This is a genomic window from Parapedobacter luteus (assembly GCF_900168055.1).
GTDB classification, from domain to species: Bacteria; Bacteroidota; Bacteroidia; order Sphingobacteriales; family Sphingobacteriaceae; genus Parapedobacter; species Parapedobacter luteus.
In genome coordinates this window covers 122,786-135,157 of record NZ_FUYS01000007.1, presented here as the reverse complement: position 1 = coordinate 135,157, position 12,372 = coordinate 122,786, and the positions used below count along the sequence as shown (strand labels likewise).

Sequence of the window (12,372 nt, the reverse complement as noted above, 5' to 3'; positions counted from 1 at the left end):
TGTTTTTCAATTTTAAACCCTAAACAAACTAGAAATTCAAGTTGATACCAGCCGAAAAAATGCGGCTAAACGTATAATCATTGCCTACTGAGCCATTAAAACTACCAGATACATCCATTCCTTTCCTTGCTGAAAGTAAGGCCAGATTTTCTCCACTTAAAAACACACTTGCACGTTGCGCATGGATACGATCGAGCCAGCGGCTTGGTACGTTATAAGAAAGGATCACGGAATTCAGCTGTAAATAGGACGCACTTGTTAAGAAACGTGTACTTGCTCCTGTTTGGTTAGTAATATTGCCGTTGTCCAATCGGGGCACATCGGCAATGTCTCCAGGTTGCCGCCACCTGTTGATGATATCCGTATGCAGCGCGGTGCCATAGGTTCCTCCGTGCATCAAAGAAGCATATGCAAAGTCATAAACCTCGCCGCCTACCTGATAAGTGAATTGGATACCGAGTGAGAAGTTTTTGTATGCAAATGTATGGGTCATTGACCCGTAGAAATCGGGGATCGACGAAGTTCCAGTATAGCGGAGATTAGCCTCACTGTATTGATTGGTGACGGTGTCTTGCCCGATGATTTGCGTATTGTCGCTTGTGATATTTGTTTTATAAAGCGCGTCTCCCGTTTCCGGATCCACACCATAGAACTCACGCATGTAAAAATCATAGATCGAATGGCCCTCGCTGTACCCTTTATTAGTATTGCCGGTACCGGATGATATTAACAACGGTTGATTACTGGGCATTTTTGTAATTTGGTTTTTGAACGACGTCCAATTGAGCGCTGCCGTATAATTGAAATTATCGGTCTTGACGATATGACCATTCAATTGAACTTCAACGCCCCGATTGTACAAGCTTCCAATATTCATGTCGATTTCAAAGTTGTGACTACCGCCTGTAGTTCCTCCGTTGGCCAACTGCTGCGGTACCGGAAAAATCAACCCATCGGTCACCTTGTTGAAGAATTCAACGGCACCGTTCAAGCGTCCTTTTAGCACGCTGAACTCCAACCCTAAATCAAAATTCTTTGCCGTCTCCCACGTTAGGCTGTCATTCGGCAGGGATGCTTGCACGAAACCCGGCTCCCCGGCGTTATTCCTTCCGAGGGTATACAACGCCTGATAAGGGTAATAGCCCAGACCTGCATCATTGCCCACCGTACCATAGGAAGCACGCAGCTTTAAGTAATCAACCCAGCTTACCTGAAAAAAACTTTCCTTTTCAATGTTCCATGCTCCACCAACAGACCAGAATGTCTCCCAGCGAAAATCAGGGTGGAACCTGGAATTTCCGTCTCTCCGCAAACTTGCACTCAACACATATTTTTGGTCAAAATCATAGGCAACCCTACCCAAGAAACTTTCGATGGTGGCGCGGTCCTCAACCGAAGATACACCCAATACGTTTGCAAAATTAGGAAGTTCGGTAATCCCGTCGACAATAATACCCGAACGGCTGCCAGCCAACGTGTTATATTTATAAGCGTAGACCTCATGCAGCGCGAGTGCGGTTAAATGGTGGTCACCAAATCGCTTGTCGTATTCCAACCCATTATTGAACGTGTAACTTGTCCTTCTATAAAAATTGTGATACGAGCGTGCCGATGGTGCACCATCGCCCAATATTGGATTATCATACGTACGACGATGCCGGTCGTCCAAATCAAAAGCAATGTTTGAACGAAATTTCAACGTCGGGTGAAATAATACCTCCGCAAAGGCACGCGCATTAAGTGCGCCAAGAATCTCCAATTGATCATCATTTAAGTTTTCGAAGATCGTATGTCTGCCGCTGCTGAATGGACGCCCGTCACCGAAGTCGTATTGCCGATTGCCATTTTCATCCAATAGGTATTCTCCTGTTACTGGATCATGCAAATGAACAGGATAGATCGGCGCGATAAACCGGGAAATGTAAAAAGGATTAATAAATGAACTTCCTCCAGAGTTTTCCGGTTTAGTCATCGTATATGTCCCGCTCAGGTTCAACCCTGTATTAAACCAAGAAACCGGCTGAGTAGCGACATTTAAGCGACCATTGAACCGTTCTAGCTTCGATTTAATCAAATAGCCTTGTTCATTGGTGTAAGCCAATGAACCAAAGAAGTTACTCTTTTCATTACCACCATCATACGATAACATGTAGTTTTGCCTACTTTTTCCTCCGGTTGCAGCTTGCTCAGACCAATTAAGGTCGTCTGCATACAGCAGCCGTGCATTAGGGTTTAGATTGCCATTAAGGTCCACAACAGCGTCTGATGCAACATTAAACGGATTATAGCCCAACAAGCTATGAACGCCAGAGTAATTGTTGCCGTTATACTCAGTTGTCAATCCAGAAGCGATGCTATTGGCCACATCCAATGGAATTCCCGAGCCATAATGTAACGTGTTTCGTTGGACTTCCCACATCATTGGATAGTATTGAAACGCATCCACGCGATCATATTCTGGCAAACCACGTTCTACGACGCCTGCTGTAGCTTTAAAAGATAACGAATTCCTTCCTGCCTTACCTTTTTTGGTCGTAATCATAATGACGCCGTTTGCTCCCCGTGAGCCATATAACGCCGTTGTGGCTGCATCTTTTAACACGGATACCGACTCGATGTCATCTGGATTGAGACTGGTTGTCGTTCCATCATAAGGAACGCCATCGACCACGTACAGCGGGTTATTAGAAGCTGAGATGGATCCGAAACCTCTAATCCGTACCGTGGGTTCGGATCCAGGGGAGCCTCCTGCAATACTGGTCTGCACGCCAGGGGCAGCCCCAACCAGTGCATTTGTAACGTTCGTAATCGGTCTTTTCTCGATGGCTTCACTTCCAATCTGCGCAACAGAACCCGTATATGTAGCTCTTGTGGCCGTACCATAAGGGATGACCACTACCTCTTCAAGGATACTAACTTGATCAGACAACTCGATAGTAAGGCCTGCCCCAGCGGCTACTTCAACACGTGTGTACCCTATCGAACTGATTTCCAACGTGGCACCATTTGGCACATTTGATAAGCTGAACATTCCGTCTTCATTGGTAATGGTTGCCAATTGGCCTCCTTTAACTTTAACGGATACCCCTGCAATTGGATTGCCGTCCTGATCGACCACCCGGCCAGAGGCGGTCTGCTGTCGAGAGGACACCCTCACGCTATTCTCAGATTTACGGCCCGTTAACGGTTGCTTCCGGCGTATGACGATGGACTCCTTCGTAATGGAATACGAATAGGGTAGGTTACCCAATATTTTCGTAACCGCTTCTTCCAGTGGTGTGTTTTTTAAATCAACGGTGACTTTCGCCTCCGTTACTTCAGCACCACGCCAAAAGAAGTGATAACCGGTTTGCTTCTCGATAGCCGTGAAAACATCGGAAAGCGGGACATTGGAAACAGACAATGTAACAGTTTGCGCGAATGCGTTGGCAGAAACTTGTAAACTCACCACCACCAACAACAAGATAAGTTTCACAACCAAGAATAATTTTAGTGCTGCATGCCAAGAATATGACCCGGCATTAACACATGGAGTAATTTTCATACTTTTGTAAAGTTTGGGTAAACGATTAGTAGTTGTTTGTAATCTCTCTTATCCCGATCTGATCGGGATACGACAAGGCCCCAGACATTTTGCCGGGGAGCGCTTGGAACCAATCCCCGGCGTTTTGTCTTTACCTATTCCGTGCTTTTTAGGGTATACCTTTTTTCATACGTTGTATTTTTAATTGATTATTTTACTAATTACTGCGTGTTATGGCTCCAAAATCAATAGCTTTCGCTCGTCCGTTGATGGCACGGGGTATTCCACAATCCTGAAGCGTACATCCCCCAATTCAAGTACTTTCAACGCCTCGGCAAGTGTGTATTTACGCGGAATTTTCCCGAAAAACACATCATTTTTTATTCCCCGCGCATACTTTACTTCTACATTGTACCAACGGGAAAGCTGCCGGACTAACGTGTATAAATCGGTATTATCAAAGTAGAAAAAACCGTCTTTCCAGCCCGTGGCGGTCATTACATCCACCTGCTCGATATTTACACGGCTACCTCGAAGGGTCGCCTGTTGATGCGGCTCCAATGTTGTCCGCTCTGCGGCGAACGATTCGCTCCCTTGCTTGACCACGATGTCTACACTGCCAGAGACCAGGGTGGTGCTTACGGAGGCTTCATCCGGATACGCATTGACGTTAAATTCCGTTCCTGTAACTTCCACATTATAATCGGGCGTTATTACAACAAAAGGTATCTTTTGGGAGGATTTCGTATGTTTACTAGTTACCGAGAAGTAGGCTTCTCCATCAAGTTCCACTTCCCTGACACCACCAGAAAAACGAGTGGGGTACCGGAGCGTGGAGGAGGCATTCATCCAAACTCTCGTCCCATCCGGCAATACGATGGTATACTGCCCTCCCGGCGGAGTAGTAATGGTATTGTAAACCACCTTTTGGACGACAGGTTGCTCGGCATGCCTCGCCTCATGCGACTCCTGAAATTCATACAAAATCTGTCCGTCTTCTGATTTTGTAATCCGCATACCATTTTCGACTGCCAAGTAACCACTGCTTACGCTATCCAAGTAAATCTCGGTACCATCGCTAAGCATTAGTGTAGCTTTATTTCCCCCTGGCATTGCGTCAACGACTACCTGCTTATCATCGCCTACTGGGGTGAACGTTTGCCAGGTATGATAGCCGCCAGCGACCGTTATCAGCAGTAACACGACAATGATTACTGTTTTCAAACTAATTTTCCGGTCATGCGATGCCCCGGTTTGGTGACCAAGCTCACGATTTATCCGTGCTAATGTCCTATGAAAACTCTTATCTTTCAATTTCTTCCGCTCTGCTTCACCCAATCCGGCACTGTATGTATCTGCACTATCAAAAGATGCATACCAAGCTTCCAACTCGTCAATTTCCTCGGGTAAGGCTGTTCCGTTCCTGAATTTCGTAATAAGCTCTACGATACGCTCCTGACGTTCTTTCATTGTCTACATACATCGTTAATCTTATAGTCACATTAGCGAAGCAAAGGTGCTACTCGTGTTAAAAGAAATTTAACCTGCCATGATGGACTGCCGCTCAAAAGGTCTGCAATGATCAAGCAGATGCCTGCTTAATCACTGAAGATCAATATTCTTGCAAAACTGATTGGGTTATAGGTTACAGAACTGGATAAACAGCATAGCGAAGAATACGTCATGCCGGTAGCTGTATAATTCAGACCGTAGGATGCGAAGCGCCTTAGTGAGATGCTTCTTTACGGTGCTTAACGTGATACCTAAACGGGAGGCAATATCCTGTTGTGTAAGGTATTCGTATCGACTTAGGTAAAATACTTCCCTACACTTATCAGGCATTAGCATTGTGGCTGTTTCAATTCGCTCACTCAATTCCTTGTTCTGAAGGTTTTCATACGGACTTTGATAATCAGTAACTACCTGACTTACCACCGATGACATATATTTATGATGAATCTGTTCAGCACGATATAAATTAAATACTTTATATTTCAACGCTGTTTTCAAATAGGCCGCTAAAGAAGATTCCAAACGAATCGTTTTTCGCCGGATATAAAGATTAACAAAAACTTCTTGTACCACCTCTTCGGCGGCTTCTACAGATTTTAAACGTTGGAAGGCACTATCCAACAGGCATTCCCAATACCGGTTGTAGAGCTCCGCGAAGGCATTTTGGTCATCCCGATGTTGGATAAGCTCAAATAGTGCTTCATCTGAATAGGAAACCGAATCTGAATACATAATGAAAAATCAAGATCAGGTGTTTAAAGTGTGTCTGTTCGCCGCTAAATTACTGCATTTTTTCAAAAAACGTCGTTTTTTTTTACTTTTTTCAAAAAAAGCAGCAAGATATTAACAAATATCACAAATAAAACCTCAATTCTTCAACAATCGCTGAATCTCATCCAGTTTCATCAGCGCCTCGACGGGCGTGAGGGTATTGACATCTAGATTATTGAGCATATCGCGGATTTTTACCAGGATGGGATCATCGATAGAAAACATTTGCAATTGGTACGCCTGCTTTTGGATTTTTTTGATGCTGTCCTTAATACGCTCTCCTCCTGTGCGCTCTTGTTCCAACCGTTTGAGGATCTCGTTGGCCCGTTGCAGCAACTTGGGTGGCATCCCGGCCAGTTTGGCAACATGCAGGCCAAAGCTATGCTCGCTTCCTCCAGGCACCAATTTGCGCAAGAAAATAACCTTATTGTTCACTTCCTTTACGGAAACATTATAGTTCTTAATCCGGGGGAAGGAAGCTGCCAGCTCGTTTAATTCATGATAATGGGTTGCAAACAACGTTTTTGCCCTCGTGGTAGGATGATTATGCAGAAACTCCGCGATTGCCCAGGCGATGGATATCCCGTCATAGGTACTGGTGCCGCGCCCAATTTCATCGAGGAGGATGAGGCTTCGCTCGGAAAGATTGTTCATGATGCTGGCGGTCTCGTTCATTTCCACCATAAACGTCGATTCACCGGACGAGAGGTTGTCTGATGCACCCACACGGGTAAATATCTTATCGATCAGCCCGATGCGGGCTTCCGTTGCCGGCACGAAACAGCCCATCTGGGCCATGAGCACAATCAGGCCCGTCTGACGCAGCAACGCGGACTTACCAGCCATATTCGGCCCGGTAATAATGATGATTTGCTGGGTTTCGGTGTCTAAAAAAACATCATTGGTGATGTAATCTTCGCCTATCGGTAAATTGTGCTCAATAACCGGGTGGCGCCCGCCTTTGATGTCAATGGCCGTTCCATCATTCACCTCGGGCTTCACATAGTGATTCTTTTCAGAAATCACCGCAAAATTGACCAGCACATCCAGTTGCGCCACCAAATGCGCGTTGTGCTGGATAGGCTTAATATACCCGGCAACGGCAGCGACCAATTCGGCGTAAAGCCGGGTTTCCAAGGCTTGGATTTTTTCTTCAGCGCCCAGTATCTGCTCTTCATATTCCTTGAGCTCCTCGGTAATGTAACGTTCGGCATTGACCAACGTCTGCTTACGTACCCACTCGCTCGGAACCTTATCTTTATGTGCATTGGTCACTTCAAGATAGTACCCAAACACGTTGTTAAAAGCAATCTTCAACGACGGGATGCCCGTCGCATCAGACTCCCGCTTCTGAATCTCCAGTAAATAATCCTTACCACCGTAAGCCACCTTACGCAATTTGTCCAGCTCTTCATCGACACCGGCTGCGATAACATTACCTTTGTTTACCGCCACCGGTGGCTCCGGATTGAGGTGTGTGGCAATGCGTTCACTGATGGGTATGCACGGATCCAGCTGCTCACCGATGATACGCAGTGCTTCCACATCTGTGCTGCCTGTCAATGTTTGCAGCTTTTCGATTGCCTGCAAGGCCCGTCTGAGCTGAACAACCTCACGTGGATTGGCTTTCTGAAGCCCGATTTTACTAATCAGCCGCTCCAAATCACCGATTTGCTTGATTTCGCGCACCAACTCTTCCCGAAGCTCCCGGTGGTGGTATAAGTAATCAACGACATCAAGCCGTTCGACAATGGCCACCCGCTCTTTTAGTGGCATGACCATCCAGCGCTTGAGCAACCGCGCGCCCATCGGTGACGAAGTTTGATCCAACACGTCGACAAGTGTTATGGCATGCTCATTGGCCGATCCCACCAATTCCAGATTCCGGACGGTAAAGCGGTCGAGCCACATGTAACGGTCTTCCTCAATGCGTGAAATGTTGGAGATATGCTGGAGATTGCGATGCTCGGTTTCATTGAGGTAATGCAGCGCCACGCCCGCCGCCATGACAGCCGATGACAGCCTATCAATGCCAAAGCCCTTTAGCGATTTTACTTCAAAATGTTTAAGCAAGGTTTCCTGAGCATAATCGCCGCTGTACGGCCATTCATCAAGCGCATAGGTATAAAAATTACTTCCAAACGTCTCTACAAATGTTTTGTATTGGCGCTTGCCCATAATGACTTCTGTTGGCTTAAACCCTTGCAACAACTTATCGATATATGCAGCATTGCCTTGGGCCACTAAAAACTCGCCCGTGGAAATATCGAGAAAAGCTATACCTATTGCATTTTTATCAAAAAAAACGGAGGCGAGGTAGTTGTTTGCTTTTTGCTGAAGAATGTTGTCATTGTACGACACACCCGGCGTCACCAGTTCGGTCACTCCCCGTTTTACGATGGTCTTGGTCGTCTTGGGATCCTCCAACTGATCGCATATGGCCACCCGTTGCCCGGCCCGGACCAACTTGGGCAGGTATGTTTCCAGCGAATGATGAGGGAAACCCGCCAAGGCCGTCTCCGCTTCACTGCCATTGCCCCGTTTGGTCAGCACAATACCCAGGATGCCTGCAGCTTTGACCGCATCTTCGCCGAACGTTTCATAAAAATCGCCCACACGAAACAGCAATAACGCGCCAGGATATTTCACCTTGATGCTGTTGTATTGCTGCATCAGTGGAGTCTCTTTCTTTGCTGCTTTTGCCAACGTAGGTTATTTTTTGCGTGGGCGTAAAAATAGGATTATTGCAGGGATTTGACAAGTTTCTATTTGTATATTCGCGTTACGAAACTATGGCAGCCAAACAAAAACGCCGCAAAAAAACGAAAAGGAAAACCCGGCTCATACCTGCTATCCGGAATGTATACCTCCGTTGGACATTGCGGGTAATCGTCTACTTCTTTGCCATTACCATCAGTTGGGTGCTGCTATTGCGCTTTATCAACCCGCCCATTACCTGGTTAATGGTACAGCGGGGCTTTGAACGAAAAAGTGACGGCAAGGACTGGAAAATCACGAAGCAATGGGTACGCTATGAAGATCTCTCCGACAACTTAAAGCGAGCCACGATTTCAGGTGAAGATGCGCGCTTCATGGAACACTGGGGTTTCGACCGCAAAGCCATTGCCGAGGCTTATCGACGCAATCAAGACGGTCGCACACTCCGCGGCGGGAGCACCATCAGCCAACAGACGGCCAAGAATGTGTTCCTCTGGCCCAGACGGTCCTGGATACGTAAAGGATTCGAAACGTATTTCACAATTTTGATAGAGTTGTTTTGGAGTAAAAAGCGCATCCTTGAAGTCTACCTCAATGTCATTGAAACGGGAGACGGCCTGTATGGCGCCGAAGCCGCTACGCAACATTATTACGGCAAATCAGCCCATAGCCTGACCAAACGACAGGCTGCACTCCTGGTAGCGGTATTGCCTAACCCAAGACGCTGGTCGCCCGCAAAGCCTACCGCATACATCAATAGAAAAGCGAACGCCATCGTCCGCTATATGAGTTACAGCCAGATACCCTGACACCGATCAACCACCTGTCACTAAAAAAACACCTTCGCATGCCAGCTTTCGCGCAACGGAACTTCCCATTTGTCTGCTAAGTCTGGATAGGAGGCCACAAGATTATTGAATACCGGCGTATCATCCGTCACCTCACCGGTGGCAATAAGACGCTCAAACTCGGCGCGCGGCACTACCTTGATACCATCTGGGTGACGGTATGCCACCCGCATGCGATCAAAGAGGCTGATTCCGATTTCCTGTTCGATTTCTTTAAGGAGGTGTACGGATTTGTCAATTGAACAGCCGGTTGGCGGCGCTACCGTGTCATCAACCATGATAATGACAAACCAATCATGCCGGATTTCGGCATGAGCGGCCAATGCTTTGCCGTGGGCCTTCCATTGTGAGGTGAATGCCTCCAGTTTCTCCAATATATAAGCTTTTTCGCGCTCCAATATTTGCCGATCGGCCTGATATATCCAAATACGTTCCATTGTTGGCAAAGATACGGAATTATTGCTATGGTTTTATGCAGGTATATGGAGACGGGTGCCCGGCAAATGTTAGATCTGAGCCTTCGTGATGTCTTCAATCGGAAACTTGCCCTGTTGCTGAAACGCGGACGTTCAATCATCCGTAATAGGGCGATATCATCAGGTAGACCACCACGCCGGTCACCGCTACATACAGCCAGAGGGGGAATGTAACCTTTGCCAATTTGCGGTGCTTCGCAAAATTACCGGAAAGGCCCCGGACATAGGTAACCAGCACAAAAGGAATGATAATGATGGATAATAAAATATGGGTAATCAAGATAAAAAAATACACATAGCGAATAGTGCCTTGCCCGCCATATGGCGTAGACTCAGCCGTCATGTGGTAAGCCACATACATGACCAAAAATGCCACCGAGCATCCAATGCAAATTCTTACCAAGGTTTCGTGCAATCTGCGGTTGCCCCGGCGGATGGCAGCGACGGCCCACACGAGCAATACCGCTGTCACGCCATTAATTGTCGCATAAATGGGCGGCAGGAATGTGAGCGGCTTTACGTCATAGCCCAAATCACGTAAATTGACACCAAACAGGATGGCTACAACCACCGGGATAGCCACTGATAAAACAACTATCCATTTATTATATCTTTTTTCAAGCGCCTGTTCCATAACTACAAAATCGTAAATCTAAAAGCGTAAACCTAAATCACTTAAACGGACTTTTTTCGCGAATCTCTTCTACCAGCAACAGTTTGATCTCGTCTATCAACCGATCCACTTCCTTTTTCTGAGTCGCATCATAGTAGCCCCGAATACGCCGTTCGGAATCAACCAGAACCAACGACGCACTGTGGATGAAATGGACAGACTTGGTCGTGTCCTGCACGGCATCCACCAGAAACCCCTGTTGTGCAATATCGAAGACATTATCATCCCCGGATGTAAGGAAATGCCATTTCTTTGTCTCCGGTCGGTATGCCGCTGCGTACTCCCGCAACACTTCGGGTGTGTCGTACAGCGTATCCACGGTGATGGTATAGAAATTGATCAACTCGTTATTGATAAACCGCTCGGCGACCCGATTCATCTCGTTGTTCATCTGTTCGCAAAACGACGTACAACGGCTGTAAAAAAAGTTGACGACTGCCAATGTAGAATCGTTGGCCAATACGTGAATAGGTTCGCCCTGCTGGTTCACCAACGAAAACGGCTTAATATGGTGAAATAGCGTGTCAGGGACTTTCTTTCCCATCCGGTTGCTAAACGTACCTGTCAGCACCTTTTCGCCATAAATCGGCAGTGTCTTATACCGATTCTCACCTTTCCTCTCCAGCAAATAATATAAAAATCCCGGCAGTATCAAAATAGCTGCCAGGATTATGATTTTCTTCAAGCCACCGCTCCCTTGCTTGACGATACCCATTAATTATTCGGCCAAAAGGGGAACGGATTGAAATGCCCTTTCATATAAGTTCCTTCTGTAAGCATCAATGCGATGAAATAGATAATAAATAGGAACACGATGGTGACGGACATGATAAATCCAAATGTCTCAAACTTGAGGTGCATGAAATAAGCGACGATATAATATGCTTTGAACAGCGTAAGGACGATATAAACGATGTTTACACCAAGACCTTTGGAAATAACGCCACCATGCACCAACACGAGGGCTATAAAAAATTCCAACGCCGTAAGGGCCAGCAGGTAGAAAAATACACGCCAAATCTTACCCTTGGACATACCTTCGTGGTGTTGTCCATCTTCGTGTCCTACCGTATGATCGTGATGTTGAGAAGCCATAGCGTAATATTGCGTTAATTATTGATTATACCAAATAAAAGAATGTAAATACAAACACCCATACCAAATCTACAAAGTGCCAGTAAAGCCCCACTTTTTCGACCATGAGGTAAGAACCACGGCGTTCAAACGTATTGGCCAAGACCATGCCGAGAACGATGATATTCAATAGTATCCCTACAGAGACGTGAAATCCGTGAAATCCTGTTATGGTAAAGAACAGGTTCGCAAACTGAAGCGCCGACACTTCCGAAATTTCACGGGAAAAATACGGCTCGAGTGTCACCTCGGGAGATACCCCTTCCTGAAAAGGAATGCTTCCCCACCAGAAGCCCTGGTGGTGCAAGTGCGTCCATTCCAGCGCCTGGCATCCGATGAACATAAGACCACCGATAATCGTTGCGATCATCCAATTGACCACTTCCTTTTTCGAGTTGCGGTGCCCGGCCTCCACGGCAAGCACCATTGTCACCGAACTCATGATGAGAATAAACGTCATGATCCCCACAAACACCAACGGATAGCCGTGGTCTGCGATGAACGGTATAGACTGAAATACCTTATCCGGATCCGGCCAAGTAAGATGGGCAAAACGCTGTGTCCCATAATAAATCAGGAACGCGGAAAACGTAAAAGCATCCGAAGTAAGGAAAAACCACATCATGATCTTGCCATACTCCACATTGAAAGGCGACCTACCCCCGTTCCAGCGTCCGGTTTTTACCTTATCCAATTCCGTTACAGTTGTACTCATTG

General features: G+C 46.5%; 10 protein-coding genes. 1 reads left to right on the top strand and 9 read right to left on the bottom strand.

All coding sequences use genetic code 11. The annotated features are described in order from the left end of the window. Positions 1-28: 28 nt before the first annotated feature. From B5X72_RS14340 to mutS, 4 genes are all read right to left on the bottom strand, one after another. On the bottom strand, positions 29-3,475 hold the full coding sequence (locus B5X72_RS14340) for a SusC/RagA family TonB-linked outer membrane protein (protein WP_176146216.1): 3,447 nt from the start codon (positions 3,473-3,475) through the stop codon (positions 29-31). 279 nt (positions 3,476-3,754) lie between these two features. Continuing rightward, the gene (locus B5X72_RS14335; protein ID WP_079717597.1) at positions 3,755-4,993 is read right to left on the bottom strand and encodes a FecR family protein; all 1,239 of its coding nucleotides are present in this window, start codon (positions 4,991-4,993) and stop codon (positions 3,755-3,757) included. 168 nt (positions 4,994-5,161) lie between these two features. After that, entirely contained in the window at positions 5,162-5,767 is a 606-nt protein-coding gene (locus B5X72_RS14330; RefSeq protein ID WP_079717596.1) for an RNA polymerase sigma factor, read from the bottom strand. Positions 5,768-5,902: 135 nt separating this feature from the next. After that, positions 5,903-8,512 carry a DNA mismatch repair protein MutS gene (mutS, locus tag B5X72_RS14325; protein WP_079717595.1) on the bottom strand — a complete coding sequence of 870 codons (2,610 nt, stop codon included), beginning with the start codon at positions 8,510-8,512 and terminating at the stop codon, positions 5,903-5,905. Between the two features lie 86 nt (positions 8,513-8,598). Here mutS and mtgA point away from each other — a divergent pair, with 86 nt between their 5' ends. Further along, on the top strand, positions 8,599-9,333 hold the full coding sequence (gene mtgA / locus B5X72_RS14320) for a monofunctional biosynthetic peptidoglycan transglycosylase (protein ID WP_079717690.1): 735 nt from the start codon (positions 8,599-8,601) through the stop codon (positions 9,331-9,333). 20 nt (positions 9,334-9,353) lie between these two features. Here mtgA and B5X72_RS14315 read toward each other — a convergent pair whose 3' ends face one another. The 5 genes from B5X72_RS14315 to B5X72_RS14295 all read right to left on the bottom strand — a co-directional run bounded on the left by B5X72_RS14315 (position 9,354) and on the right by B5X72_RS14295 (position 12,370). Then, complete coding sequence (locus B5X72_RS14315) at positions 9,354-9,809, bottom strand: ABC transporter ATPase (protein WP_079717594.1); 456 nt, start codon at positions 9,807-9,809, stop codon at positions 9,354-9,356. Positions 9,810-9,945: 136 nt separating this feature from the next. Beyond that, entirely contained in the window at positions 9,946-10,482 is a 537-nt protein-coding gene (locus B5X72_RS14310; protein ID WP_079717593.1) for a DUF420 domain-containing protein, read from the bottom strand. A gap of 37 nt (positions 10,483-10,519) precedes the next feature. Then, positions 10,520-11,206, bottom strand: coding sequence for an SCO family protein (locus tag B5X72_RS14305; protein ID WP_217698145.1), 687 nt, complete (start codon positions 11,204-11,206; stop codon positions 10,520-10,522). A 29-nt stretch (positions 11,207-11,235) separates the two neighbouring features. Continuing rightward, positions 11,236-11,616 (bottom strand): cytochrome C oxidase subunit IV family protein, encoded by a 381-nt coding sequence (locus B5X72_RS14300; protein ID WP_079717591.1) that lies wholly within the window; start codon positions 11,614-11,616, stop codon positions 11,236-11,238. 25 nt (positions 11,617-11,641) lie between these two features. Further along, positions 11,642-12,370, bottom strand: coding sequence for a cytochrome c oxidase subunit 3 (locus B5X72_RS14295; protein ID WP_079717590.1), 729 nt, complete (start codon positions 12,368-12,370; stop codon positions 11,642-11,644). Between the last annotated feature and the right edge of the window lie 2 nt (positions 12,371-12,372).

Excerpts from the sequence above, each read along its gene's own strand:
- B5X72_RS14335 (WP_079717597.1), bottom strand. The coding sequence starts at position 4,993 with ATGAAAGAACGTCAGGAGCGTATCGTAGAGCTTATTACGAAATTCAGG.
- B5X72_RS14330 (WP_079717596.1), bottom strand. The coding sequence starts at position 5,767 with ATGTATTCAGATTCGGTTTCCTATTCAGATGAAGCACTATTTGAGCTT.
- mtgA (WP_079717690.1), top strand. The coding sequence starts at position 8,599 with ATGGCAGCCAAACAAAAACGCCGCAAAAAAACGAAAAGGAAAACCCGG.
- B5X72_RS14315 (WP_079717594.1), bottom strand. The coding sequence starts at position 9,809 with ATGGAACGTATTTGGATATATCAGGCCGATCGGCAAATATTGGAGCGC.
- B5X72_RS14310 (WP_079717593.1), bottom strand. The coding sequence starts at position 10,482 with ATGGAACAGGCGCTTGAAAAAAGATATAATAAATGGATAGTTGTTTTA.
- B5X72_RS14300 (WP_079717591.1), bottom strand. The coding sequence starts at position 11,616 with ATGGCTTCTCAACATCACGATCATACGGTAGGACACGAAGATGGACAA.
- B5X72_RS14295 (WP_079717590.1), bottom strand. The coding sequence starts at position 12,370 with ATGAGTACAACTGTAACGGAATTGGATAAGGTAAAAACCGGACGCTGG.